This is a genomic window from Streptomyces sp. NPDC020965, assembly GCF_044333555.1.
GTDB lineage: Bacteria > Actinomycetota > Actinomycetes > Streptomycetales > Streptomycetaceae > Streptomyces.
Genome location: NZ_JBIRRE010000011.1, coordinates 35,211 through 61,171 on the forward strand (window position 1 = coordinate 35,211; position 25,961 = coordinate 61,171).

23 protein-coding genes are annotated in these 25,961 nt (G+C 71.1%); 12 read left to right on the forward strand and 11 right to left on the reverse strand.

Annotated features, from left to right (window positions below):
* Window positions 1–54: 54 nt before the first annotated feature.
* A complete protein-coding gene (locus tag ACH4S7_RS29085; RefSeq protein WP_398524301.1) occupies window positions 55–1,716 on the reverse strand; it encodes a protein kinase in 1,662 nt (553 codons plus the stop codon).
* Between the two features lie 351 nt (window positions 1,717–2,067).
* Window positions 2,068–3,570, reverse strand: coding sequence for an FG-GAP-like repeat-containing protein (locus ACH4S7_RS29090; RefSeq protein ID WP_398524302.1), 1,503 nt, complete (start codon window positions 3,568–3,570; stop codon window positions 2,068–2,070).
* A gap of 473 nt (window positions 3,571–4,043) precedes the next feature.
* Between ACH4S7_RS29090 and ACH4S7_RS29095 the strand changes: the two genes are divergently transcribed.
* The 8 genes from ACH4S7_RS29095 (at window position 4,044) to ACH4S7_RS29130 (ending at window position 12,913) form a co-directional block, all read left to right on the forward strand.
* Window positions 4,044–5,873, forward strand: a complete 1,830-nt coding sequence (locus ACH4S7_RS29095; RefSeq protein WP_398524303.1) for an endonuclease/exonuclease/phosphatase family protein — start codon at window positions 4,044–4,046, stop codon at window positions 5,871–5,873.
* A gap of 571 nt (window positions 5,874–6,444) precedes the next feature.
* Window positions 6,445–7,281, forward strand: a complete 837-nt coding sequence (locus ACH4S7_RS29100) for a HipA family kinase (protein WP_398524304.1) — start codon at window positions 6,445–6,447, stop codon at window positions 7,279–7,281.
* Window positions 7,230–7,670: a DUF3037 domain-containing protein gene (locus ACH4S7_RS29105; protein ID WP_398524305.1), complete on the forward strand. Its 441-nt coding sequence runs from the start codon at window positions 7,230–7,232 to the stop codon at window positions 7,668–7,670. Before ACH4S7_RS29100 ends, ACH4S7_RS29105 begins: the two co-directional genes overlap by 52 nt.
* Window positions 7,671–8,071: 401 nt before the next feature.
* Window positions 8,072–8,833, forward strand: a complete 762-nt coding sequence (fabG, locus tag ACH4S7_RS29110; protein WP_398524306.1) for a 3-oxoacyl-ACP reductase FabG — start codon at window positions 8,072–8,074, stop codon at window positions 8,831–8,833.
* Between the two features lie 16 nt (window positions 8,834–8,849).
* Window positions 8,850–9,608 (forward strand): SDR family oxidoreductase, encoded by a 759-nt coding sequence (locus ACH4S7_RS29115; RefSeq protein WP_398524307.1) that lies wholly within the window; start codon window positions 8,850–8,852, stop codon window positions 9,606–9,608.
* Window positions 9,609–9,723: 115 nt separating this feature from the next.
* Window positions 9,724–11,304 carry an ABC transporter substrate-binding protein gene (locus ACH4S7_RS29120; protein ID WP_398524308.1) on the forward strand — a complete coding sequence of 527 codons (1,581 nt, stop codon included), beginning with the start codon at window positions 9,724–9,726 and terminating at the stop codon, window positions 11,302–11,304.
* Between the two features lie 120 nt (window positions 11,305–11,424).
* Complete coding sequence (locus ACH4S7_RS29125; protein ID WP_398524309.1) at window positions 11,425–12,108, forward strand: uracil-DNA glycosylase; 684 nt, start codon at window positions 11,425–11,427, stop codon at window positions 12,106–12,108.
* A gap of 304 nt (window positions 12,109–12,412) precedes the next feature.
* Entirely contained in the window at window positions 12,413–12,913 is a 501-nt protein-coding gene (locus tag ACH4S7_RS29130; protein ID WP_398524310.1) for a hypothetical protein, read from the forward strand.
* Window positions 12,914–13,068: 155 nt separating this feature from the next.
* On the opposite strand, the gene ACH4S7_RS29135 is transcribed toward ACH4S7_RS29130, so the two are convergent.
* A complete protein-coding gene (locus tag ACH4S7_RS29135; protein ID WP_398524311.1) occupies window positions 13,069–13,551 on the reverse strand; it encodes a hypothetical protein in 483 nt (160 codons plus the stop codon).
* A 619-nt stretch (window positions 13,552–14,170) separates the two neighbouring features.
* Between ACH4S7_RS29135 and ACH4S7_RS29140 the strand changes: the two genes are divergently transcribed.
* Window positions 14,171–15,076, forward strand: coding sequence for a Gfo/Idh/MocA family protein (locus ACH4S7_RS29140; RefSeq protein WP_398524476.1), 906 nt, complete (start codon window positions 14,171–14,173; stop codon window positions 15,074–15,076).
* Here the strand turns inward: ACH4S7_RS29140 and lnt are convergent.
* The 6 genes from lnt to ACH4S7_RS29170 form a co-directional block, all read right to left on the reverse strand.
* Window positions 15,000–16,616, reverse strand: coding sequence for an apolipoprotein N-acyltransferase (lnt, locus tag ACH4S7_RS29145; RefSeq protein WP_398524312.1), 1,617 nt, complete (start codon window positions 16,614–16,616; stop codon window positions 15,000–15,002). The two genes, ACH4S7_RS29140 and lnt, sit on opposite strands and share 77 nt — an antisense overlap.
* 213 nt (window positions 16,617–16,829) lie before the next feature.
* Window positions 16,830–17,285: a nuclear transport factor 2 family protein gene (locus tag ACH4S7_RS29150; RefSeq protein WP_398524313.1), complete on the reverse strand. Its 456-nt coding sequence runs from the start codon at window positions 17,283–17,285 to the stop codon at window positions 16,830–16,832.
* Between the two features lie 103 nt (window positions 17,286–17,388).
* Entirely contained in the window at window positions 17,389–18,567 is a 1,179-nt protein-coding gene (locus ACH4S7_RS29155) for a methyltransferase (RefSeq protein ID WP_398524314.1), read from the reverse strand.
* Between the two features lie 132 nt (window positions 18,568–18,699).
* The gene (locus ACH4S7_RS29160) at window positions 18,700–18,843 is read right to left on the reverse strand and encodes a hypothetical protein (protein ID WP_398524315.1); all 144 of its coding nucleotides are present in this window, start codon (window positions 18,841–18,843) and stop codon (window positions 18,700–18,702) included.
* Window positions 18,844–18,946: 103 nt separating this feature from the next.
* Window positions 18,947–19,819: an undecaprenyl-diphosphate phosphatase gene (locus ACH4S7_RS29165; RefSeq protein ID WP_398524316.1), complete on the reverse strand. Its 873-nt coding sequence runs from the start codon at window positions 19,817–19,819 to the stop codon at window positions 18,947–18,949.
* Between the two features lie 226 nt (window positions 19,820–20,045).
* Window positions 20,046–20,753 (reverse strand): TVP38/TMEM64 family protein, encoded by a 708-nt coding sequence (locus ACH4S7_RS29170; RefSeq protein WP_398524317.1) that lies wholly within the window; start codon window positions 20,751–20,753, stop codon window positions 20,046–20,048.
* Between the two features lie 199 nt (window positions 20,754–20,952).
* Between ACH4S7_RS29170 and ACH4S7_RS29175 the strand changes: the two genes are divergently transcribed.
* The 3 genes from ACH4S7_RS29175 (at window position 20,953) to ACH4S7_RS29185 (ending at window position 23,526) form a co-directional block, all read left to right on the forward strand.
* The gene (locus ACH4S7_RS29175) at window positions 20,953–21,087 is read left to right on the forward strand and encodes a hypothetical protein (protein ID WP_398524318.1); all 135 of its coding nucleotides are present in this window, start codon (window positions 20,953–20,955) and stop codon (window positions 21,085–21,087) included.
* Between the two features lie 143 nt (window positions 21,088–21,230).
* Window positions 21,231–22,400 carry an elongation factor Tu gene (gene tuf, locus ACH4S7_RS29180; RefSeq protein WP_398524319.1) on the forward strand — a complete coding sequence of 390 codons (1,170 nt, stop codon included), beginning with the start codon at window positions 21,231–21,233 and terminating at the stop codon, window positions 22,398–22,400.
* 280 nt (window positions 22,401–22,680) lie between these two features.
* Window positions 22,681–23,526 carry a spermidine synthase gene (locus ACH4S7_RS29185; RefSeq protein WP_398524320.1) on the forward strand — a complete coding sequence of 282 codons (846 nt, stop codon included), beginning with the start codon at window positions 22,681–22,683 and terminating at the stop codon, window positions 23,524–23,526.
* Here the strand turns inward: ACH4S7_RS29185 and ACH4S7_RS29190 are convergent.
* Together ACH4S7_RS29190 and ACH4S7_RS29195 are read right to left on the reverse strand one after the other, a co-directional pair.
* Window positions 23,488–24,786, reverse strand: coding sequence for an MFS transporter (locus ACH4S7_RS29190; protein WP_398524321.1), 1,299 nt, complete (start codon window positions 24,784–24,786; stop codon window positions 23,488–23,490). The genes ACH4S7_RS29185 and ACH4S7_RS29190 overlap by 39 nt on opposite strands.
* 65 nt (window positions 24,787–24,851) lie before the next feature.
* Window positions 24,852–25,907, reverse strand: coding sequence for a hypothetical protein (locus ACH4S7_RS29195; protein WP_398524322.1), 1,056 nt, complete (start codon window positions 25,905–25,907; stop codon window positions 24,852–24,854).
* Window positions 25,908–25,961 lie beyond the last annotated feature (54 nt).

The following is a 25,961-nucleotide window of genomic DNA, read 5'->3' on the forward strand; positions in this document are numbered from 1 at the left end:
CGGCCGGGTGGCCGGGGAGTCCGCTCGTTCACCGCCGCCCGGTGGTGAGGGGCGTCAGGAGGAAGGGGCCGGGGGATCCCCGGGCGGCCGCCAGCTCTGGAGCAGAGTGTTGAACTGTTCCCGTGTCTCTGCCCAGTCGTCGACCGGGGCCGACATGTAGAGCGCGTACTCGGTGCCGTCGTCCCCGTAGTACACCTGGTTGATGGCACGCCGGGGGCCGGCGAGGTCTCCCCGCTCGGTCCAGGTGAACTCCCAGATCGCGGACTTCTCCCGGTCCCGGTAGGTATTGGGCTCCAACCGCAGTTGGCGGTAGTCCGGGAACTTGCTGAGAGTCCCCTCCAGGTCCTGAAGGTGGCCGTAGGGGTGTTCGAAGTCGGGCGCCGGGTCGATACCGATCCGAATGAGGTGACGTCCGTTGTCGGGGGTGTAGTCGATCTGATTGTTCACGACCTGCCGGGTCCAGCCGTCCGGTACGAGAAGGCTGAAGCCCTTCGGGTCCTGCACCCTGCGCCAGCCTTCCGGCACCTGCCCGGAGCCGTTCGAGGTACTGGGAGCATTCGAGGTGCCGGGATCCTTCGCCGTTCCGGGGTCCTCCGCGGTGCCGGGGCCGGGGGTGGTGCCGGCGACCGGGCTGCCGGACTCCTTGGGCGTCGTCCGCCCGGTGGCCGGGTTCTTCTCGTCGTCCCCGTAGGCCATCACCGCGTACCCGGCGCCCACTCCGGCGACGACCGACAGCGCCGTGACGACCGCCGCCATGCGCATCCGCCCGAAGCGCTTGACTCCGCCGTCCTCCGACCCTCCGGAAGCCGGCGGTGGGGGCTGGTGCGGGGGCGGCGGCTCGATGCGTTCCGTGGGCCCCGGGACGGCGTACGGGGCCGGGGCCCGACCCTCCACGACCTCCTGGAGCATCTCCTCGATCCGCGCGGTCGAGGGCCGTCCAGCCGGGTCCTTGCACAGCAGCGCAGTGATCACCGGGGCGAGGGGACCGGCGTGCACGGGCGGCGCCGGTTCCTCGGCCATGACGGCTTGCAGGGTAGTCAGCGGTGACGAACGACGGAAGGGGGACACGCCCTCCACCGCCGTGTAGAGCGTCGCGCCCAGCGACCAGAGGTCCGAGGCGGGGCCGGGGTCGGCACCCTGTACCCGCTCGGGGGCCAGATAGTCGACGGAACCGATGATCTCCCCGGTCCGGGTGAGCGTCGGATCGCCTTCTATGGAGGCTATGCCGAAGTCGGTGATCAGCGCCCGGCCGTCCTGGGTGAGCAGCACATTGGCGGGCTTGATGTCGCGGTGCAGGACTCCGGCCAGGTGCGCGGCGTCCAGGGCGCGCAGGAGCTGGAGTCCGATGCGGGCGGTCTCCGGTGCGGGGATGCGCCCGGCTCTCCCGGTCGCGTCGGCGAGTGACGGCCCGTCGACATACTGCATGACGATCCAGGGGCGGTCGTCGTGGTCGAGCACATCGTGAACGGTGACCACACCGGGGTGGCTGATCCGGGCCGCCGCTCTCGCCTCCGTCCGGGTCCGGGTGTGGAACACGGCGCGGTCGGCGCCGGAGGCGTACATTCCCGCCGTCAGTTCCTTGATGGCGACGACCCGGTGCAGCACTTCGTCATGTGCCCGCCACACCCTGCCCATGCCGCCCCGGCCGATGCTCTCGGCCAATCGGTACCTGCCCGCGATGAGCAGACCAACGTCCGTACTTGGTGAGTTTTCCACGTCCCCGCCCTCACTTCTCGGTGACCCAGATTACGGAACGGGATCATGGGTGGTGAACCTCGGCCCGCGCATGTGCCCCACGCGTAACGGGACATGAGGCCAGAAGGCAGGACGATTTCCTTGGTGGTGAGCGGAAATCGGCCGGGGGACACTGTCGCCAGGCCGGCCGGCACGGTGGGCCCTGCCTGTGCGCCACCGCCACCGACCGGCGCTCACCCTGTGGCCGCGAAACCCGAGCCATCCGCGTCACCTGAGCCACACGTAAAACCCGCGCGGCCCGGGCCACCCGCGCGGTCGACCGCGCCCCTGGCCGATTCGGGTTCAGTCGGGCTCAGCCGGGTTCAGCCGGGTTCAGTCGGTGAAGCCGGCGCCGAACCCGGCGCTGTCGGCGGGGATGCCCACCGCGTCCGGACCGAAGGTGACCGACCCCTGGGCGGACGCCCCGGTGGCGGTCCCGTCGAGGACCCAGACCCCACCGGCTCCCGCGCCCTCGGCGGGAACCCCCACGAACAGCTCGGCCTTGCCGTCACCGTCGGTGTCGAGCAGCCGGGTGGTCCTGCCGAAGCCGTCGCCGCTCTCCGCCTCACCGGGCACCCCGACGGTGTCCTGAGTGAACTTCCGTGCCCCGATGCCGTTCAGGCCGAACGAGCGGCCCTTCAGCGTGACCACCGAACCCTGGTCGGCCCCGGCCACCCCCGGCAGGTCCTCGCCCGGGACGCCTGCCGTCACATCGCCGTACCCGTCTCCGTCGATATCGCCGACCGAGATCCCGCTGCCCAGACCGTCGCCCGGCTGGAAGGTCAGCCCGGAGTTGGCCAGATTGATGTTCTGGACGAGGTCGCCGCGCGGACCCTGGGCGGAGCCCGGGACATAGCTGATCATGCCGCCGACGGCGCCCGGCGGCACGGTGGAGTCATTGAGGGCCTCCCGGCCGCGGCCGATCACGATCTCGTCCTTGCCGTCGTTGTCGATGTCGCCGACGGCGACCGCGTCGCCCCCGGGGACATGGTTCCCGAAGCCGTTGATCACCGGGGTGGGGTACAGGGGGAGACCCTGGGGGGTGCCCAGCGCGTAGAGGACGGACCGGCCGTCGTTGTACTGCCCCAGCGGGGTGTACGTGGTGGTGACCAGGTCGGCCAGGCCGTCCCCGTTGAGATCGCCGCTGGCGATGTCGACGTACATGGTGTTCTGGCTGCCGCCGACGAGCTTCATCCCGGCCGATGTGCCGTTCCGGAGGAAGGGACCGGAGAGCTGCCGCAGGCCGTTGGTGCCGTTGTTGACGACGAGGTCAGTATCGCCGTCGGCGTCGAAGTCACCGGTCGCCAACTGCTCGCCGAAGCGGGCTCCGATGAAGGCGCCGTCGATCGGGGTCGCCTCGCCGGTCAGTCCCTCGGCGCTGCCCCAGATCACGGCGAGAGCGCCCTGGTTGTGATCGTGGGGCGGGAAGTAGTCCTCGCCGGGGGCCCCGACGATCAGGTCGGTGTAGCCGTCGTTGTCCAGGTCGCCGGTGGTGAGCCGCTGGCCGAAGCGGTCGCCCGCCTCGGCGTCGCCGGGAATCCCGGGCGAGTCCTGGTGGAGGGTCTGCTGCCGCGAGGTGACCGCGCCGCTCTGCGAGCCGTAGAGGACGGTGATCTGTCCCGCCTGTCTCGCCTGACCCACCTGGGCCGACGGCGCACCGATCGCGATATCGCGGAAGCCGTCGCCGTCGAAGTCCTCGGTGCTCCCCGAGGCGGTGTTGGCGGGGCTGGCGGTGGGCGCGGAGCTGGGGGCGGCCGTGGCCGTCGGGCTGAGCAGTGAGGCGGTGGCGGCGGCCACGACCAGGGCGCAGCTCAGGGCGGAACGCTGTGACGTCATGACGTACTCCTCGGGGCCGGGATGGCGCGGGCCGGATGAGCCGGGCCGGGCGCCGGACAACAGGGGCAGCGGTGCGGAGAGGGACCTGACGATCCCTCCGTCGTGCTGCCGGACGCCTGGGGAGCGCCAATGGTTGCGCCGTGATCGCTATCACCGCGTGACTCCCGGTGATGGCGAGGTCCGCCGCGGTCAGCACGGTGCGTGCCCCCCGGGGCCCGGGCCGGTATCGAGCGCGCTGCGACGCCGACAGGCTCGTCGTCCGGCGCGCCCGTGTGCCCCGCCCGGAGGACCATGATGTCTGTGGCCGGGCCCAGTCGGGCTGCCGTCACAGCCGCGCCGGGGGCGATCACGCGCTCCGGACCGGGCCGAACTTCCGCCGGTACAACCATCCGGTTCCGTCGTCAGTCGCAGCATCGTGCGCTCCGTTCTTGTGAACGCACGAACAGTCAGTGATGCCTTGAGAAAGGACCCACATGCGACTACGCGCGCTGTTCATCGCGCTGCTGACCGCGGTCATGGCCGGTGGCCTACTGGTTCCCGTGTCGTCCGCCGATACCGTGTCACCGGGGTCGGCCCCGGTGCTGCGCTTCCTCTCGTACAACATCTGCGGGAACAACGACACAACGGCGGACTGCTCCCTCACGGACGAGGTGAACCAGCGGTCCGCGGAGGTCGTCCGGCAGGCCACGGAGTGGGACTCGGACATCCTGTTCCTCCAGGAGGTCTGTAGGTCCCAGTACGACGAGGTACGGAGGCGGCTCGCGAGCCTCGGCTACGAGGGCACCTTCGAACGGATGCTCACCCCCGCCCAGGACGGCAGCGGGGACCTCTGCAAGTACACGCCGTCCGGGGGCACGGCCGTACCCGAGAACGACTTTGGTATCGCGGTCTTCGCCAAGGGGCCGATCGTGGCCCTGCCCGCCCTGCACCTCTACTCGCCCACCAAGGACGCCAGGTGGAAGGCGGCGTGCCTGGAGACCGCGCTCCAGGGCCGGACGACCCGGGCGTGCTCCGTCCATCTGACCCACAACGACCGACCCGAGCGCACGAAGCAGGCCGAGAGCCTCGCCCGCCAGGTGAAGCCGTGGATCGACCAGGGGATACCGGTGGTCCTCGGCGGTGACTTCAACCCGCAACACGAGATCACGGACCCGAACGACCCGACCAAGAAGATCATCGAACCGCGCCTCGCCCCCCTGGCGGAACCCCTCAGCCGGCTGTACAGCCACTCGGGCGGAACCGGGCAGTTCATCGAGACGGACCAGGCGGACGCCGCACGCTTCACACCGGAGTGTCTGGCCCTCGCCCCGCCGGCCGGGCAATGTCGCTCCGGTGAGCCGACCCTGCGCGCCGACACGACCATCGGCCGGGTCGAGGCCAAGTACGACTACATCTTTGTGAGCGAGGCGCACTTCAAGAACGTGGTGGCGGACGCGATGCCCCGGCACGCCGGGGTCTCCGACCACTACGCCTACCGCGGCGCCGCGACATGGACCCAGTGCAACAACCCCGACGACGGCAGGGCCGACATGCTGCGCCGGGGTGCCGACGGCGATCTGTACCGTCACTTCGGCCGGACCGACAACAAGATTCAGGCCCTCTACTGCAAGGTCGGTGCCGCCTGGAACACCAACTGGAGTTCGCTGCGACACATCGCGCGCGCCGGTGACGCGGACCGGGACGGTGACGAAGACCTCTACTCGATCGACGGCAGCGGCAACCTCCGCCTCCACCCGGGCCATCCCACCGAACTGTTCTTCATCGCGCCCCGCACGGTCGGCAACGGCCTCGGAAGCGCAGACCTGCTGGCCGTGAGCCCCGATATGAACGCCGACGGCCGAGCCGAACTCCTGGTCAGGACCGGTGACGTGCTCCAGCGGATGCCCATCGAGCCCGACGGGAGCATCGGCACCCCGGCCACGGTCGTGGCCAACGCTGGCAGCCCCTGGGGGGCGTACAACACGATCCTGGCCCCGGGCAATGTCGCGGGCGGCGCCAGCCCCGATCTCGTGGTCCGCAAACCATCGGGTACGAGCACGGGTGACGAACTCTTCCTCCTGGAGGGCAACGGCGACGGCACCTTCAAACCCCAGGTCAGGATCGGCTGGGGCTGGGAGATCTACAACACCGTTATCTCCCCCGGCGATATGAATGGCGACGCCAAGCCCGATCTCCTGGGCCGCAAGCCCAACGGCGATCTCTATTTCTACGCCGGGACCGGGGACCTCGCCCAGCCGTTCACCAATCCGCCGCCCGACACCCGAGCGGGCTGGGGCTTCCCCGTGAACGACCTTCTCCTCTGACGCCCCTCTGGCAACCCTGACGATCCGCCCCTCCGACGACCCGCTCGTCCGGTAAGGACGGGGCCCGCTGGTGCCCGGGCCTGCCGCGATCGACTGCGGCGGGCCCGTGGCGCGTTCTGGGTGGAGCATCCTCGTGTGATGCGCGTCGACATCGTCTTCCCTCGACCATGCCCCCCGGGAAGATCCCAGCCCGACCTTGTACGTGGGGTTGACCAGAAGGACCTTGCCCCGGCTGTCGTGGACCAGAGCATCGGCGGTCGCGGCGGGCGCTGGGTGGGCGGCGAGGAACCTCCCAAGTGGGCGAAGACGCGGACCGTGGACATGCCGCCCCCGGTCGCGGACGAGGTGAAGCGGCACGTCGAGATGTTCCGCCCGTCGAAGTGGCACTGCCGTGGGGGAGCCCCGGGGCCGACAGGCGGCACCGGAAGTTCCTGGGGAGCCGGAGGGAATGCCGTGCCGGTGGGAGCTCCCCAGGTTCTCCCCAGGGCCGGCGGGGGGCGAGGACCGCCCGGCTGTACGGTCCGACCCGGTCTGCGGATTCGCAGGGAGCCGTGCCGTATAGCCTGAGGAAATGCTGACAGAAGTCACAGCGACTCGCTATGTCACGCCCCTGCGTGAGGGCGGCTCGCTCCCAGGAATCGTCGAGGCCGACGATCTCGGCACCTACGTCATGAAATTCACCGGTGCCGGACAGGGCCGTAAAACCCTCGTGGCCGAAGTCATCTGCGGACAGCTCGGCCGCCACCTCGGGCTGCGCGTCCCCGAGCTGGTCAGTATCCAGCTCGACCCCGTGATCGGGCTCGGCGAGCCCGATCAGGAGGTGCAGGAGCTGCTGAAGGCCAGCGGTGGACTCAACCTCGGCATGGACTTCCTGCCCGGCTCGATCGGCTTCGATCCGCTCGCCTACGAGGTGAGTCCCGCCGAAGCCGGTCGGGTCATCTGGTTCGACGCACTGATCAACAACGTCGACCGGTCCTGGCGGAACCCCAATCTGCTGGTGTGGCACGGTGACCTCTGGCTCATCGACCACGGCGCCACCATGATCTGGCACCACAACTGGCCCGGCGCCGCGACCTCCGCCGCCAAGCCGTACGACGCGTCGGACCACGCACTGGCCCGCTTCACGCCGGACATCGCCGCGGCCGCGGCCGAGCTGGCACCGCTGGTCACCGAGGAACTGCTGACCCGGGCCGCCGCCGATGTCCCCGACGAATGGTTGGTCGACGAGCCCGGCTTCGCGAGCACGGACGCGCTGCGCCGCGCCTATGTGGAGGCGCTGCTGTCGCGCGCGGCGACGATCCACACCAGGATCACGCTGAGCGAACCGACCGGAGACCGGCCCTCCCAGGCGCCCGGATGGCTGACCGGCCGACCGTCCGCCACGGCCGGGACGGGAGTCGACGCGTGAGCGAGCACCAGGTGCGAGAGGTCTTCGAGTACGCGCTGCTGCGGGTGGTCCCCCGGATCGAGCGCGGTGAGTGCTTCAACGCGGGGGTGGTGGTCTACTCGCGGGCCAGGACCTACGTCGCCGCCCGGACGTTCCTGGACGAGGCGAAGCTGCGGGCACTGGACCCGACGGCGGACGTCCGGGGCGTACGGGCCGCGCTGCACGCCGTCGAGCAGGTGTGCTGCGGCGGTGTCGGGGCCGGACAGGCGGCCCAGGACGACGCGGGACGCCGCTTCCGCTGGCTGATCGCGCCCCGCTCGACCGTGGTCCAACCGGGTCCGGTGCACACGGGGCTGACGGCGGACCCGGAGGCCGAAGTGGACCGGCTGCTCACGCTGCTCGTGCGGTGAGGGACGGGCCGGGCGCCCGGTGAACAGAGTGTGGTGCGCGGGGGCCGGGAACGGCGTGCGCGTTCCGTGCCGACGGACTCCATGAACCCGTCGACCCCCGCATGGGCCCCGGCCGGTTCTCCTGCCCCCGGCCGGTTCTCCCGTCCTCCCGGCCGGTTTTCCCGTCCTCCCGGCCGGTTTTCCCGTCCTCCCGGCCGGTTTTCCCGTCCCGGAGCGCGGGGTGACGGCACCGGACCGTCGCGCGGAGGTGTTCCTCGCCGACGTGGCGCGCCCCGGTGGGCCGTTGACACCGGGTGCCAGGGCTTCTAGCGTCTCGTCTGCTGAAGGTACTAAGCGGTCGCTCATTCGCGTGGCGTACGGGACGTGCCGGATGAGCCGCATCCAAGGGCGAGGAGAACCACATGTCCACCACCGAGCAGCGCGTCGCCGTCGTGACCGGCGCGGCACGCGGCATTGGCGCCGCCACCGCGGTACGGCTCGCGGCCGAGGGACGGGCCGTCGCCGTGCTCGACCTCGACGAGGCGGCCTGCGCGGACACGGTCGGCGCGATCACCGAGGCCGGTGGCACCGCCCTCGCCGTCGGCTGCGACGTGTCCGACTCCGCCCGTGTGGAGTCCGCCGTGGCGCGGGTCGCCACCGAGCTGGGCGCGCCCACGATCCTGGTCAACAACGCGGGGGTGCTCCGCGACAACCTCCTCTTCAAGATGAGCGAGTCCGACTGGGACACCGTGATGAACGTGCACCTCAAAGGCGCGTTCCTGATGGCCAAGGCATGTCAGAAGCACATGGTCGACGCCGGGTTCGGACGGATCGTCTCGCTCTCCTCGTCCTCGGCGCTCGGCAATCGCGGTCAGGCGAACTACGCCGCGGTCAAGGCCGGCCTCCAGGGCTTCACCAAGACCCTCGCCAAGGAGCTCGGCAAGTTCGGTGTCACCGCCAACGCGGTCGCCCCCGGCTTCATCGTCACCGAGATGACCGCACAGACGGCCGCCCGGGTCGGTATGGGCTTCGAGGACTTCCAGGCCGCCGCCGCCACCCAGATCCCGGTCCAGCGCGTCGGGCGCCCCGAGGACATCGCCAATGCCATCGCCTTCTTCACCGGCGATGACGCGGGCTTCGTCTCCGGCCAGGTGCTGTACGTGGCCGGCGGACCGCTCAACTGAATCGGGGGTCCTCACGATGACGGAAGTACCCGACAGTGGAAAGGTCGCGCTGATCACCGGCGGAAGCCGGGGCATCGGCTACGGAGTCGCCGAGGCGCTCGTGGCCCGTGGCGACCGGGTGTGTCTCACCGGCCGGGGTGCGGACGCGCTCGCCGACGCGGTGGCGCGGCTCGGCGGTGACCGGGCCATCGCCGTCGCGGGCAAGGCCCATGACGAGGCGCATCAGGCGGCTGCGGTCGAGCGGGTCATGGAGGTGTTCGGCCGGGTCGACTTCCTCGTCAACAACGCGGGCACCAATCCGGTCTACGGACCGCTTGCGGAGCTTGATCTCGGTGTCGCGCGCAAGGTGTACGAGACGAATGTGATCTCGGCGCTCGGCTTCGCCCAGCAGACCTATCGAGCGTGGCAGAAGGAGAATGGCGGCGCGATCGTGAATATCGCCTCGGTCGCGGGCCTCTCGCCGTCGCCATTCATCGGGGCGTACGGGATGAGCAAGGCGGCCATGGTGAATCTGACCCTCCAGTTGGCGCATGAATTCGCGCCATCCGTGCGGGTCAACACCATCGCGCCGGCCGTGGTGAAGACGCGATTCGCCGAGCCGCTCTACGAGGGGCGGGAGGCCGAAGCCGCGGCCGCCTACCCGCTGGCCCGGCTCGGAATGCCGGAGGACATTGGCGGTGCCGCCGCGTTCCTCACCTCCGACCAGTCGGACTGGATCACCGGGCAGACATTGGTGGTCGACGGGGGCCTCTTCCTCAACGCCGGAGTGCACTGAGCGAACTGCGTTGTTTGTTACGCGATGAGTCAAGTGCCCTGCCGGGCCGCCTGGTTGACCCGGCAGGGCGCTGCGGTATGGTCGGCCGACCCACGGCCGAACGAGGAGCGTGCACGTGTTCTACCGGACCTGTCCGAGGGCCGCTGCGACGCTGGCCTCCATATCCCTGCTGGCGGGGTGCGGTCTGTTCACCGATGCGGAATCGGGTGGCAAACGAAAGATATCGGTCGGTACGACGAGTGAGCCGACAACCCTTGACCCGGCCGCCGCCTGGAACGGTTCCTGGGAGCTGTACCGGAATGTGTTCCAGACGCTGCTGAGCTTTCCGACCGGGAGCAACGCGCCGCGGCCGGATGCGGCGAAGGAGTGCCGGTTCACGGACACTGCGAACAAGGTCTACGAGTGCCGTTTGCGTTCGGGGCTCGTCTTCTCCAACGGTGAGAAGCTCGACGCGCGGGCGGTGAAGCATTCCATCGACCGTATTCGGACCATCGGCGAGTCGGGTGGTCCGCTCGGTCTGCTGAGCTCGCTGGCCAGAGTGGAGGCGGTCGGTGACCGCACGGTCGTCTTCCGGCTGAAATCCTCCGACGCCACGTTCCCGTTCATCCTCGCGACCCCCGCCACCTCCCTCGTTCCGCCGGGGAAATACCCCGCGGACAAGCTCCGTGACGATGGCGAGCTGACCGGTTCCGGGCCCTATGTGCTGAATTCCTTCAGTAAGGGCAACAAGGCGGAACTGGCTAAGAACGATCGTTACCAAGGCTTCGCCAAGCGCCGAAACGATGCCGTCACCATCCGGTATTACCGGGATTCCGACGTGATGGTGGCGGCTCTCAAGAAGAAGCAGATCGATGTCACCTACCGCGGTCTGGGCGCCGGGGAAGTCGTCAAGCTCCAGCAGAAGCGGCCGGAGAACGACCACCTCCGACTGGTCGAGACGGTCGGCGCCGACATCCGGTATCTGGTCTTCAACTCCAAGGACCCGCTGGCCGGCAGGGTCTCCGTGCGGCGGGCGGTGGCACAGGTCGTCGACCGGGGTGCCCTTGTCGCCAAGATCTATCAGGGCACCGCCGAGCCGTTGTACTCCATGGTTCCGAAGGGCATCGCCGGTCACACCACCGAATTCTTCGACCGTTTCGGTGAGCCGAATGTCGCCAGGGCTCGAAAGATTCTGGCCGACGACGGTATCGAGAAGCCGGTGGCGCTGAACTTCTGGTACGTCACCGACCGTTACGGATCGGCCACGGCGTTGGAGTTCGCCGAACTCAAGCGGCAGCTTGAGGCTTCGGGCCTTTTCAAGATCACCGTGCGGGGCAAGGCGGAGACGGAATTCCTGCGGGGGCTCAAGTCCGGGTCCTATCCCGTTTTCGGCCGCGGTTGGTTCCCCGACTTCCCGGACCCGGACAACTTCATCGCGCCGTTCGTCGGCGAGAACAATGTGATCGCGACACCCTACGAGAGCCCCGAGATCACCCGGGTGCTGCTGCCGGCGACCCGGCGCGAGAGCGACCGCGGTGCCGTGGCCGGCAAGTTCCGGCGGGCTCAGGAGATCCTCGCCGACGACGTTCGGCTGCTGCCGCTGTGGCAGGGCAAGCTGTACGTGGCCACCGGTGAGGAGATCGGTGGCGCCGAGCGCGCCCTGGACCCGCAGACGGTGATGCAGCTCTGGGAGCTGTACCGGAAGGCGAGCTGGTAGCCCCCGGCCCCCCGGACTGGTCGTCGGGCCCGCCCCTGGGGCGGTCGTCAGTGCGGCCGTTGTCAGTGGTGCCGGGTAGGTTCTGTGTTCGTAACTGAACGCATTCCGGAGGTTCTTGACGTGACCGACACCGACCTGCTGCCCGAGTCCTGGCGTGGCGTCCTCGGCGAAGAGCTGCAGAAGCCCTATTTCAAGGAGCTGACCGAGTTCGTCGAGGAGGAGCGGGCGAAGGGGCCGGTCTACCCGCCCCGCGAAGAGGTCTTCGCCGCCCTCGCCGCCACACCGTACGACCGGGTCAAGGTGCTCGTTCTCGGTCAGGACCCGTACCACGGCGAGGGCCAGGGGCACGGCCTCTGCTTCTCGGTGCGGCCCGGCGTCAGGACCCCGCCTTCCCTGCGGAACATCTACAAGGAGATGCAGGCCGAGCTGGGCCTCCCCATCCCGGACAACGGCTATCTGATGCCGTGGGCCGAGCAGGGAGTGCTGCTGCTCAACGCCGTGCTCACGGTGCGGGCGGGCGAGGCCAACTCGCACAAGGGCAAGGGGTGGGAGAAGGTGACGGACGCGGTGATCAGGGCGGTGGCCGAGCGGCCCGATCCGGCCGTCTTCGTGCTCTGGGGGAACTACGCCCAGAAGAAGCTGCCGCTGATCGACGAGACCCGGCATGTGGTGGTGAAGGGGGCGCACCCCTCGCCGCTGTCGGCGAAGAAGTTCTTCGGTTCGGCCCCGTTCACCCAGATCAATGAGGCGGTCGCGGCCCAGGGGCACGAGCCGATCGACTGGCGCATCCCCGACCTGGGCTGAGCCGGGTTGAGTCCGAGGCTGCCCCTTGATCCGTGGTGCCCCCCAGGCGGGGGGATCAGGAGACAGCCTTTGGGCGGCGGGCGGATCGGTCCCCGGGCCGAGGGGTCCCGGGGCGTCACCGCCCGTCGGACGGGGGACACGGGCCGGGCCCGGTGCCTGAGCCTCTGCGGGTTTGCGGGTGTCGGCGGTTAGCTTCAAGGTTCATGGATCACCATGAGCCCTGGAGCGCCGCCAGGGTCTTTCGTTTGGATCAGGCTGGATCAGCGAGCGTGGTCGGGAAACGAGGGGCCCTGGTGCCGCACCGATGTGGGAGGCCGCAGTGAGGGAGCCGCAGGAAGCGTCGGACGGGGCGTCGGACGAAGCCGTCATGACCCGGATCGGACAGGCGGTCATGCTGCTGCACGGCGGCGATCGGGAAGAGGCGCGGAATCGGTTCGGCGCGCTCTGGGCCGAGATCGGAGAAGCGGGGGACGCCCTCCACCGCTGCACCCTCGCGCACTATCTGGCGGACACCCAGGACGACCCGGGCGATGAGCTGGCCTGGGACCTGCGGGCCCTCGCGGCGGCGGACGGGCTGGGTCGGGAGTGGCCGCCCCGGCCCGCGGCGGCACCGGCCGTCCGGGCCTTCTATCCGTCGCTCCATCTCAACCTCGCCGCCGACTATGTGAAGCTCCGGCGTCCTGAGGCCGCGTGGGTCCATCTGGACCGGGCGCGGGCGGCGGCGGACGCCCTGGCGGACGACGGATACGGCCAGGGGATGCGCGCCGCGATCACCCGGCTGGAGCGGACGCTGCGGGGGGAGTGACCCGGGAGGCGGGACCGCGACCTTGCGGCGGCTGGCCTGGGTTCTGACCTTGTGCCTCGGACCTTGCGGCGAGTGACCCGGGGCCTGATATGTGCCCCGGACCTTGCGGCGGGTGATTCGGGGCCGGACCGCGTGCCGGCCCCCCGCCGGGGTGCTCAGGGCAGTCGTCGGCGCGCGTCGCGCAGTGCCTCGCGGCAGAGCCGGGCGGCCGCGCTGTCCGGCCGCCAGCTCCCATACCGCTCACCGAGGGCGCAGACGTCCGGGATGCGGTGGCGTGTTCCGCGCGCCCGCGGTTGCTGTTGTCGCGGTTCCGGCTTCCTGGCCCGCGGGGGCGGCGCGGCGGGCACGGGCCGGGGCGCGGTCGGTTCGGCGGCGGCCCGCGGCCGGGGTGACCAGGTCCGCCGGGGCGGCCTGGGCGCGGGCGGGTCGACGGTCCGTGCCGGCGGCGCCGGTGCCAGGACCGCCCGCCCCGGGCCCTGTGCGATCCGCGGACCCACGACCGGCGCGGGCGACTCGCTCCGGGCCGGTGGCGCGAGCGGGGGTGATGACCGGGGCTGCACGGTCACACAGCCCGCCAGGGCCAGTCCCGACACGGCCCAGACGGCCGTTCCGAGCAGGATCTTCGAGGTGGTGGTCACCCGGCAACTGTGGTGGACCGACCACGCCGCCATCCGTCGTATGGACACACAATGGCCCGGACGGGTGACCTCGCAGAACCCGTTAGGCCCTATCGGCCCCCGCCGCCGGCCGGTCGCCGAGGAGTCCGCGCAGCAGCTCGGTGCACCCGGTGCGCAGGGCGGCCGGGCCGGGGACCTCGGCGACGAGATCCGCGACCTCGCCGCCTGGCAGGGCGACGGCGGTCTGCGCACCCCACGGGGCCGCTGGAACTCCCGGGTGAACAGTGAGGACCTGGCCGAGCGTCTCGGCGGCCCGCTGGTGCTGGTCCACCGCGCCACCCTGATCGACCGGAGCGCCGCCCGGCTCCCCGCCGACGCCGTCCGCACCGGGTGCCCGGCCGAGCTGCTCGACTCCGGGTCCCCCGGGAGCCGCCCGGCCGTCGTCACCACACCGGCCGGTGTCGCTCGCCGCCGCCCCGGCCGTCGTCGCCCGGCAGACGCTGATGTCACTGGCCGGAAGGCTCGGACCCGCTGTCGCGGTACGGGCCTTCGTCGGTATCGCCGACTGGCGGCCACCGACCCCGCACGTATGCTGACCGGGCCCCGACGGGGGTCCGGAACACCGCACAAGGAGGCATCTGTGAAGGTCGGCTGCATCGGTCTCGGAGACATCGCACGGAAGGCGTATCTGCCCGTCATCGGAGTCCTGCCCGGAGTGGAACTCCACCTCCAGACCCGCACCCCGGCCACGCTGACCGAGATCGGCGAGACCTACCACGTGCCGGCCGAACGACGGCACACCACCTTGGAGTCACTGCTCGCCCAGGACCTGGACGCGGCCTTCGTCCACGCCCCGACCACGGTGCACGCCGAGATCACCACTGCACTCCTCGAAGCGGGGGTGGCGACCTACGTCGACAAGCCCCTCGCCTATGACCTGGCCACCTCCGAGCGGCTGGTGGAGCTCGCCGAGGCGCGCGGCACCAGCCTCGCCGTCGGCTTCAACCGCCGTTTCGCACCCGGCTACGCGCAGTGCCTGGAGCACCCCCGCGACCTGATACTCCTGCGGAAGAACCGGGTCGGGCTCGCCGAGGACCCGCGCACCCTCGTCTTCGACGACTTCATCCATGTCGTGGACACCCTGCGCTTCCTCGTCCCGGGCACCGTGGAGCACACCGACGTACGGGCCCGGATCGTCGACGGACTGATGCACCATGTCGTCCTCCAGCTCTCTGGTGACGGATTCACCGCCATCGGCGCCATGAACCGGATGAGCGGCTCCACCGAGGAGTTGCTGGAGGTCTCGGGCCGGGACAGCAAGCGCGAGGTGCGCGATCTCTCGGAGATCGTCGACCACAAGGGGCAGCCCAGCATCCGCAAGCGGGGCGACTGGGTGCCGGTCGCCCGCCAGCGCGGTATCGAACAGGTCGTGCTGTCCTTCCTGAACGCGGTGCGCGCGGGTGAACTCCTCAGCGCGCGGGACGCGCTGCGGACCCATGAGCTGTGTGAACAGGTGGTGCTCCGGGCCCTGGAGCAGGCGGCCTGAGGGAGCGGACGCCCGCCACCGCGCAGAACCCCGCCAGGACGGCGAACGCGCCGTACACCGGCCAGTCGCCGAATCGCGTGTACCCGCTCGTCCCGCGCGCCAGTGGTAGGTCGTAGACGGCCGCCGCGCTGCTCTCCGTGGGCAGGGGGCGGCCGATGCGTTCGCCCCCGGGCCCGTAGACCGCGCTGACCCCGGTGAGCGTGGCGTGCACCATCGGCCGGCCGGTCTCGGCCGCGCGCAGCGCCGCGAGGGAGGCGTGCTGCTCCGGCGCCCAGCTCCCCTGGAACGACGAGGTCGCCGACTGGGCCACCAGCAGTCCGGCGCCGTCGCGGACCAGCCGCCGGCTCATATCGGGGAACGCGGACTCGAAGCAGACCAGCGGCCCGAGCCGGGGCCCATCGCCGGGCGGGTCCATCACCACCGGGCGGCTGCCGCGCAGCCGGTCCTCATCCGCCGCCCGGCCCACCGAGGTCGCCCAGCCCAGCAGCCCGCGGGCCGGTATGTACTCCCCGAAGGGGACCAGCCGCATCTTGTCGTAGCGGTCGCCGGTCGGTCCCCGGGGGCCCACCAGCACGGAACTCTTGAAGATCCCACGGGCGCCGTCCGCGGCCGGGCGCCGCGCGTCCACATTGACCAGCAGATGGGCGCCGACCGCGCGGGACAGCGCGGCCAGCCGCGCCGCCAGGTCGGGGCGCTCGCCCAGATCGGCGCCCACACTGCTCTCGCCCCAGACCACCAGGTCGAGATCGCGGCCGGCCAGTTGCCCGGTCAGCTCCTCGCTCCGGGCGAAGCGCCGCTCCACGCTCCCCGGTCCTTCGATCACCCCGGGCTGGACGACGGCGATCCGGGTCCGCCCCGCCTCCTCCGGGCGCGGGGCCGCCGCCCACACCGCCCCGGCCATGAGCGCGCAGGCGACCACACCGCCGACCACGGCCGTACGGGCGCCGTCCACGGCGATCAGCACGGCGAGCGCGGTGTTCACCAGCACCACCAACAGGCTCACCAGCCATACGGAGCCCATCGACGCCAGCCGCAGCGCGGGGGAGACCTCCCACTGACTCGCCCCCAGCAGCCCCCAGGGCCCGCCCAGCCCCTCCCAGGACCGCGCCAGCTCGATCATCAGCCAGCCCGACGGGACGACCGCGAGCGCGGCCAGGGCATGGGCGGGGCCCGGTCTCCCCCGGAGCAGCGTATGGACCAGCAGCCCCCAGGGCGCCCAGAGCAGCCCCAGTAGCGCCGCCAGCACCACGATGAAGACGTGCAGACTCGGCGCCAGCCAGTGGTGCACCGCGATCACGAACCCGACGCCGCCGAGCCAGCCCTCCACCGCGGCACGCCGTCCCGTCGGCGCGGTCCGCAGCAGGAGCAGCCACGGCACCAGCGCCCCGTACGCGAACCACCAGAGGCCGGGTTCCGGAAACGCCAACGCGGGCAGTGCGCCCGCCACGACGGCGCCGGCGGCCCGCCCCCAGGAACCGGTGAACAGTCGGCGGGCGCGGGGGACGGAGCGGCCTTCCGGGCGGCCCGGCGCGATCCGCATCCGCGCCTCCTCGTCCTGCGTCGAAAGGGGACCACGACACCACACGGCACGGCCACGACGGGAAGCAGTGCCGGCCCCCCCCGCCGGGGGGTGACCTCCGCAGCCGCCGCTCGGAGCCCCCGACGCGCGGGAGCCCTTCCAGTGTGGGCGCGAACGGAGACCGCCTCAACACCGCGTCGGCCCGGAGCGGGGGCCTAGGAGCCGGTCCCGGGGTCAGCCGGCCGCCGCTCCGGCGCCCCGCCGCCACCTCTCCTCGATCACCACGCTCCGCAGCCGCCACCCCTCGTTCGTACGCAGCGCCCCGAAGCCGTACCGGCCGCCGGAGACGTACTCGTCGCCCGACTCCAGCCGCATCGGATTCACATAGTCGGCCGACACCTCGGCCTCGTCACCCGGATAGCCGCCCAGGTCCTGGATGCGGAGCCGGCGGTTGACGATGAGGTGCTGGCGTACGGGGAAGAGGCGCATCGTCTCCGCCAGCCAGTCGGCGACCTCGGACGCCGGGCCCTCGATCCCGCCCGAACTGCGGTAGTCCGCTCGCCCGTCCCCGGTGAACAGGGCCCGGTAGCCGCCCCAGTCGGCGTCGTCCACGGCCACCGCGTAGCCGGTCACCAAGTCGTCGATGGCGAGGCGGTCCATCACCGTCGCGAGATCCACACGCTGCGTCATCGGCTCAGTCTCCGGCAGGAGCGCCCTCAGGCCAAGAGCCGTGCACGCCAGTCGCCCGGAGATATCCGGCAGGAGAGCGAAACCAGCGCCTTGACGGCGGGGCTCAGCTCCGGACGGCCCGCAGCACCACGAACTTCGGGTCGCTCGCCATGACCTCGCAGTTCCCGAAGAGCCTGCGCAGCCGTACGTGGTACCCGAGATGCCGGTTACCGACCACCCACAGCTCGCCCCCGGGCCGCAGCACGCGCCGCGCCCCCTCGAACATTCGGCGTGCCGTCGTGTCCGTGGTGGCCCGGTGGGAGTGGAACGGCGGATTGTTCAGTACGAGATCGACCGATCCGTCCGCGATCCCGGAGACCCCGTCGGCGATCAGGAATGCGGCGGGGGCGTCGGAGTCGACGTTCTCGCGGTAGGTGGCTTCGGCGGAGGCCACGGCGGAGAAGGACTCGTCGACGAAGGTCACCTCCGCCCGCGGATTGGCCAGGGCCACCGCCGTGCCGATGACACCGTTGCCGCACCCCAGATCGACGACCCGCTCGGCGTCGTGCCGCGCCGGGAGGTTCTTCAGGAAGAACCGGGTGCCGATGTCCAGCCGGTCGGCACAGAAGATGCCCGCGTGATTGACGATGACACCGGGACGCCCGCCGGGCGTTCCCGCGTCGTCGGGCAGCGCGTACCGCAACGGCCAGGGTCCGGCCGTCCGGGGGATCGAGGTGTCCGGCGTGCAGAAGATCAGCCGTGCCTTCCGCACCGCCAGCGACGTCCTGGTCGGACCGATGATCCGCTCGAAGAGCTTCAGCGTGGAGGTGTGGATCTCGGTGACCATGCCGGTCCCGATGATCACGGTGTCCGCGTGGACGGCCGGCGCCAGCCGGTGCAGCTGGTCCTCCAGGAGCGCGAGGCTCTTGGGCACCCGTACGAGCAGGACGTCGATCCGCGCGGGCGGGGTGTCCCGGGCGGAGAGCATCCGTACGGCCGTCTCCTCGACGCCGTTGCGCGCCAGGGCCGCCCGGGTCGCGCTCTGGCCGAGGAAGGAGTCGGTGATCTGTACGGGGCCGTACGCGGCGAGCGAGACGGTCAGCGCGCCCCAGCGGTCACCGAGGACGACGAGGCTCCCCGTCGGTGCGGCGGGCGGGGACGGCAGCGAGGCCCTCATATCGTCCTCGGCGAGCCGCCGCAGCAGATACTCGTCGGCGGCGTCCCACGCGCGGAGGGTCTCGCGGGGGTCTTCGGGGTAACGGGCGAGGGCGACATCGCCCCATGCCGTGCTCAAACGGTTCATCGTGCCGTCAGGCTAGCCGAGTCGGCAGGACGCGTGCGCCTGAGGAGGCGCGGGTGGCGCGGGGTGTGAACGGAGCGGAGCCCGGCCGTGTCGGCCGGGCTCCGCTCCCGCGTACTCGTTCTACCGTTGCCCTCAGGCCGCGCGCTCGACCCGCTCCAGGGCCGCCCATTTCAATACGAGCGCCTCATACTCCGCGCGGCGGTCTTCGGGCAGCTGCCCGTCGGCCCACAGCTCGCGGATCCGCGCGTTGAGCTCAGCGGCGGAATCCGACGACAAAGGGGACAAGGGGGGCAAGGCAGTCTCTGGCTCGCGTGGAAGGGGGGACATGCGAACAGATTACGGCCTCCGCAGGTCACCGTCTGCCCCCCGACGGCCGCCCTCAGTCACCCGACTCGCCCGCGTGGGGGCTCAGGGTGTCCGTCCCGACCAGGATGAACAGGGCGATTCCCAGGAGCACGCGGTAGATCACGAACGGCATGAAACTTTTCGTAGTGATGAACTTCATGAACCAGGCGATCACCACGTACCCCACCGCGAAGGCGATGACCGTCGCGAAGATCGTCGGACCCCAGGAGACATGTCCCTCGCCGGCGTCCTTGAGTTCGTACGCGCCGGACGCCAGCACCGCGGGAATCGCCAGCAGGAAGGAGTACCGCGCGGCGGCCTCCCGGGTGTAGCCCATCAGCAGACCGCCGCTGATCGTGGCGCCGGACCGGGAGACGCCCGGGATCAGGGCCATCGCCTGGCAGAAACCGTAGATCAGACCGTCCTTGACGCTCAGGTCCTTGAGGGTCTTGCGCTCCTTGACTGCGCGGTGCCGGCCGCCCGCCTCGTCCCGGGCCGCCAGCCGGTCGGCGATGCCGAGGACCAGGCCCATCACGATCAGCGTGGTCGCGATCAGCCGCAGATCGCGGAACGGGCCCTCGATCTGGTCCTTGAGCGTGATGCCGAGCACACCGATCGGAAGGGAGCCGATGATCACCAGCCAGCCCATCCGGGCGTCGTGGTCGCCGCGCATCGACTTGTCGGTGAGCGAGCGGAACCAGGCCGAGACGATCCTCGTGATGTCCTCGCGGAAGTAGATCAGGACGGCGGTCTCGGTGCCGATCTGGGTGATCGCGGTGAACGCCGCGCCCGGATCGTGCCAGCCGGCGAAGGCGGCCGTCAGCCGCAGGTGCGCGCTGGAGGAGATGGGCAGGAATTCGGTCAGTCCCTGGACCAGACCGAGGATGAATGACTCAAACCACGACATGGAAACCTACGCCACCCAAGAAGAAGCTCACGTCCGACGGCGCGCAGCCATCCCGGTCAAAGCCCGGCATATGCCCTTCGGGCGCCGGTGCGTGAGGAAGAGTAGCGCCCCCAGATGAACAGGGAGCGACGGGTTCGGAGGGGGTCGCCTGGCTGTCGGTCCGGGGTGCCGGCCGGCCACTCCGACGGGGCGCCCGGTACCGACAGGCCGCTGCTCGGGCCGCCTCTCAACCGCGGCTCAAGCCGTGGCGTTTGCGCCAGGCGACGGCCGCCGATATCAGTCCGGTCACCACGATGAACCCCATCGCGATCAGGAAGGTCGGCGAGGTCGGCGACCCGGCCCGGCTGCCCGCGATCACATACGCGGCCGTGTTGGGGATCGAACCGAGCGCCGTCGCCAGCAGGAACGGCGCGTACCCCATCCGGGAGACCGCCGCGCAGTAGTTGGCGGCGGCGAACGGCACACCGGGGAAGATCCGTATCGCCAGCATCGAGCGGAAGCCGTGCTTGCTCAACTGGGTGTCCGCCGCCTTCACCCAGCGACCGCGCAGCAGCGGGCGGAGCGCGTCCTGGCCCAGCAACCGGCCGAGCGTGAAGGCGATTCCCGCGCCCAGCACCGTACCGGCGAGCGCCGAGACCAGACCCGCCTGGGCGCCGAAGAGCGCGCCGGCGGCCAGGTTGAGGAGCGGTCGCGGTACGAAGGCCGCGGTGCACGCCCCGTACGCCACGGCGTACAGCACCACCGCCGCCACGCCGCCCAGTTGACCGGGCCAGCCGTCCGAGAGCAGGCGCTGTGGCTCGTACAGCACCACCAGCGCGCCGGCCGAGGCCAGCACGAGGACGAGCAGCGAGAGCCGCGACCAGGGGGAGAGCAACACCCTGGTGCAGCGGACGGCGAGGCCGGCGGAGGTCGGCCTGGGGACGGGCTCGAACATCAAGGGAGACTAACCGAAATCGGCGGGTGATCGCCGCAATGGGGGACTATACGGCCGTCTCGGTACCGAATGGGGAACCCCTGCCGGCACGGTTCCGGGACAACGATCGACGCCCGCCCACCCCCGCGGGAAACACCGCCGCCCACCCCCGGGGGAAATTCGGTCGACGCGGTCATGCCCGTCCGAGATGATCGTGGACATGTTCCGGTACGCCTTCCTCGCAGCGCCGTCCGCAGTCGCGGACGCGCCGAAGGCTGCCGTCTTCCTCGTGGCGGCCGATGCCGCCGCGGCTCCCGCACCGGCGCTGCCGCCGTTCGGCGGCGCCCGAAGCTGACCCTCCCCGGACCGTCCGGTGGGACCCCTCAGGGGGAGGGTCGGCTCGGCCCAGGGGTCCTCACTCGCATTCGGCTTCCCCAGAAGCGTCCGGGAAGTGTCCGGGAAGCGTTCAGGAAGCGCTCAGGTAGAGGAAGAAGCAGCATGTCCAAGACGGCATACGTGCGCACCAAGCCGCACCTCAACATCGGCACCATGGGCCACGTCGACCACGGCAAGACCACCCTCACCGCCGCCATCACCAAAGTGCTCAGCGGACGCGGTTTCAGTACGTACGTTCCCTTCGACCGCATCGACCGGGCCCCCGAGGAGGCCCGGCGCGGAATCACCATCAACATTGCGCACGTCGAGTACGAGACCGACACCCGGCACTACGCCCATGTCGACATGCCCGGCCACGCCGACTTCATCAAGAACATGGTCACGGGTGCCGCACAGCTCGACGGCGCGATCCTCGTCGTGTCCGCGCTCGACGGGGTCATGCCCCAGACCGCCGAGCACGTCCTGCTCGCCCGGCAGGTGGGCGTCGACCACATCGTCGTCGCGCTCACCATGGCCGACATGAGCGACGACGAGCTGACCGACCTGGTGGAGCTGGAGGTCCGCGACCTGCTCACCGCCCACGGGTACGGCGGGGACGCGGCCCCCGTCGTACGGGTCTCCGGACTCAAGGCGCTGGAGGGTGAGCCCCGGTGGACCGCCGCCGTGGAGGCGCTGCTCGACGCCGTCGACACCTATGTGCCGATGCCCGTCCGCTACACCGACGCGCCGTTCCTGCTGTCGGTGGAGAACGTGCTCACCATCACCGGACGCGGCACGGTCGTCACGGGCGCCGTCGAGCGCGGCACGCTCCGCGTCGGCGGCCGGGTGGAAGTGCTCGGCGCGGACACCGAGACGGTCGTCACCGGCCTGGAGACCTTCGGCAAGCCGATGGAGTCCGCCGAGGCCGGGGACAACGTCGCGATCCTGCTCCGCGGGCTGCCACGCGACGCGGTACGACGCGGCCATGTGGTGGCCGCGCCCGGGAGCGTCACCCCGGGCCGGCGCTTCACCGCGCAGGTGTACGTGCTCTCGGGGCGGGAGGGCGGCCGGACCACTCCGGTGTCCACCGGCTACCGGCCGCAGTTCTACATCCGTACGGCCGACGTCGTGGGCGATGTCGACCTCGGCGAGCGGGCCGTCGCCCGGCCAGGCGACACGGTCACCATGACCGTGGAACTGGGCCGTGACATACCGCTGGAGCCGGGGCTCGGCTTCGCAATCCGCGAAGGCGGACGGACGGTGGGGGCGGGCACGGTGACGGCCGTCCTCTGATTCGCCGCCGCGCCGTGGACCGGGGGCGGTGCCCGGGTGCGGGTGTGTGGGTGGGTTGGGGTGCGCTCCGGTGTGGCGGCGGGACTGCATGATTTACGGCGCTACTCGGGTGCTCGTTTTCCGGGGCACCCTCAGCGCCACAAATCACGCTCTACGTCCCGCCACCACTCCTGCGCGCCCCCCTCTCGTCCGGTTCCACCGCGACAGGGTCTCCACCGGCCGGCAGCGGTGCCGGATACCGGGGACGGGCCGGCACCGTGGCCGGCCGCACAATGGACCCGTGGACGACCCCGTACCCGTGACCCGAACCGTCGCCTCCGGCACCGCCAAGCTCATGCCCGATATCGATCGGGAGCGGGCCTGGCTGCTCACCGTCGACGGCGCGCCCCAGTCGTACGTCGATCTGGACGACCCCACCCATCTGGAGTTCGAGTACGCGCGGCGGCTCGCCCATGTCATCGACTGCCACGCCGCCGACGGCGCCCCGCTCGATGTGACCCACCTCGGTGGCGGGGCGCTCACGCTGCCCCGGTACACCGCCGCGACCCGGCCGGGTTCACGGCAGCGGGTCGTGGAGGCCGACCGTGAGCTGATCGCGCTGGTTCTGGAGCGGCTGCCGCTGGCCGCCGATGCCGGCATCGAGGTGGCCGCCGCCGACGCCCGCGCATGGGTCGAGGCGGCGCCCGCCGATTCGGCGGACGTCGTCATCGCGGACGTCTTCGGCGGCTCCCGGGTCCCCGCCCAGCTCACCTCGGTCGAGTACGCGCGCGCTGCGGAGCGGGTGGTGCGCCCCGGCGGGGTGTACGCCGCCAACCTCGCCGACAGCGCGCCCTTCACCTTCCTCCGCTCCCAGTTGGCCGGTTTCGCCACGGTCTTCGGGGAACTCCTGGTGATCGCCGAACCGGCCGTGCTGCGCGGCCGTCGCTTCGGCAACACCCTGTTGGTCGCCTCGCACGCGCCGCTGGACACCGAGGCGCTGGCCCGTAGGGCCGCCGCGGACCCGTTTCCCGCGCGGGTCGTGCACGGCGCGTCACTGGCCCGGCTGATCGGGGCGGCGGTACCGGTGGCGGACAGTGCCGCGCTGCCGTCACCCGAGCCGCCCGACGGGGCCTTCGGCATCGGCTGAGTCCCCGCGCCCGGCCGATGTGCCGACCTCCCTGGTGCGCCGGGTCAGGTTCCGTACGTCGGGGACGAGCAGCACCGCCGCCGTCACCACGACCACCAGCGCCGCGCACCCCCAGAGCGCCTCGCGCCGCCCGAACAGGTTCTCGACCGGACCGGCGGCGGCCATCGCCATCGGCAGCATCGCCACCGACCCGAACCAGTCGTAGGCGGAGACGCGGGAGAGCATCTCCTCGGGGATCTCCTGGTGCAGTGCGGTCATCCAGGCGACGCCGAACACCTCGATCGCCACCCCGCTCAGCAGTAGGACCGCGGACAGGGGCACCACGGGCAGGGGTATCGCGAGCGCGGCGGGAATTCCGGCGAGCGGGAAGACGCAGAGCGACCCGGCGAGCAGCAGCCGCCGGGGTTTCCAGCGGAACATCAGGACGGCGCCCAGCAGGGTGCCCACCCCGTACGCGGCGAGGGCTATGCCCCAGGGGGCCGCGCCGCCGAGTTCGTCCCGGGCCACCAGGGGCCCGTACACCCCCTCGGCTGCACCGGTGACGGCGACGACCACCGAGAACTGGAGGACGATGGACCACAGCCACGGTCTGCCGATGAACTCCTGCCAGCCCTCGCGCAGATCGGAGAGCAGCCCGCCGCCGGGTTCCCGCGGTCGGATGTGGCTGACGTCGAGGAAGGCCCGGAGGGCGCCCGCCGCGGCGAAGGCCGCCGCGTCCACCGCGAGCACCCAGCCGGGGCCCATGGCCGCGATCATCGCCCCGCCCAGCGCGGCTCCGCCGATGGCCGCGCCGTGGGTGGCCATCCGGAAGAGGGCGAAGGCCCGGCTGGCCTGTTCACCGGTGACGCTGGAGAGCAGCATCCCCTCGGCCGCGGGGTTGAAGAACGCCTGTCCGGTGCCGCCGAGTGCGGTCAGCAGCATCATCTGCCACAACTGCGGTTCGCCCGTCAGGACGAGGGCCGCGAACACCCCCTGTGACACGCAGTTGAGGGCGTTGGCGGCGACCATCACCCGGTGTCGTGGCAGCCGGTCGGCGACCGCGCCGCCGATCAGGAGGAAGAGGACGAGCGGTGCGGTCCTGGCCGCCGCCACCAGCCCCACGTCGCCGGTGTCACCACCGGTCTCCAGCACCGCGAACGCCGCCGCGATCAGCGCGCCGTGGCTGCCGAGATTGGTGGCGACCGCGGCGACGGTCAGCAGTGTGTAGTTCCGGCCTGCCCACTCGGGTCGGCGGCGTTTCGGTGCGGCGGGATTGGTCACCACGGGACTATCCCGCCGCCGGGGGGTCCTGCCAAACGAAAAACGCGGTCAGCGACTCCTTCAGGTCAGCCGGTGGGGCTGTCCGCCAGCCGTACGGTGCTGAGGATCCGCCGCACCGTGGTCTCCGGCACCTCGTCCGGGACGCCCTTGTTGGCGTACAGCGCCCAGGTCCGGAAGTCGCCCTTGGCGTCCTTGAAGGTGAAGGCGATCGCCTTGCCGTCGGTGTCGCACTTCGTCGTCTTCCGCACGCCGGTCGCGGTGGCCGTCGACACGCTGCCGACCAGTCCGGACTTCGTGGTGTACGGGGTGGCCTTGGCGACCTTGACCGTGCCCTTGGGTTCGGTCTGGGCATAGGCGGCCCAGGCCCAGGAGCCCGCTTCGTTGAAGGCGGCGGTCCCGGTGTCCTTGGCGCCCTTGGCGCCCTTGGTGCCGGCGCTGGCCAGACCGTGCTTCTCGTCCCGGCCGTCCTTGTTGGAGTCGACGGTGCACCAGGCGCTCTTGAAGTGGGCCGGTGCCGACATGGTGTTGACGGGGGTGCCGTCCCCCTTCTTCTTGTCCTCGAAGCCGGTGTTCACGCCGGAAGCGGCGACCTCCCAGTCGGCGGGCACGTCGAACCGGGTGCCGTGCCGGGGGTTGGTGACGACCTTCCAGCCCGCGATCGTCGGGCGCGCCTCGTCGGCGGCGCGCGGATTCCCCGACGGCGCCGGGGCGGCGCCGCCCGACGACGGCGGCGCGCTGGGAGTCCCCGAGACCGTGCTCTTCGCGCCTTCGTCGGACGTGCCCTTGTCGTCGTCCTTGAGGACCACGACGCCGGTGATCACGGCCGTGGCGACGACCGCCGTGGCGGCGACGACCGCGACGATCACCGTCCGCCTCTTGTCGTCGCCACCGCCCGGGGGCTGCGGTGGACCGGGCGGCTGCCCGTGGACGACGTACTGCGGGGCGGTCGGTTGCTGGTACCCGGGCTGCTGTTGGCCCGGCTGTTGGCCCGGCTGTTGGTACGGATCGGGCTGCTGATACCCCGGTTGCTGATAGGGGTTCGGCTGGTGGTACCCCGGTTGCTGGTACGGGTTCTGCTGCTGCGGGTTCTCGCCCCCGGGCTGCTGCTGTCCTGGCCACATGGCGAGTAACGATAGAGGTGCCGGAGCGACGGTCGGGACGCGTGGGGCACTCGG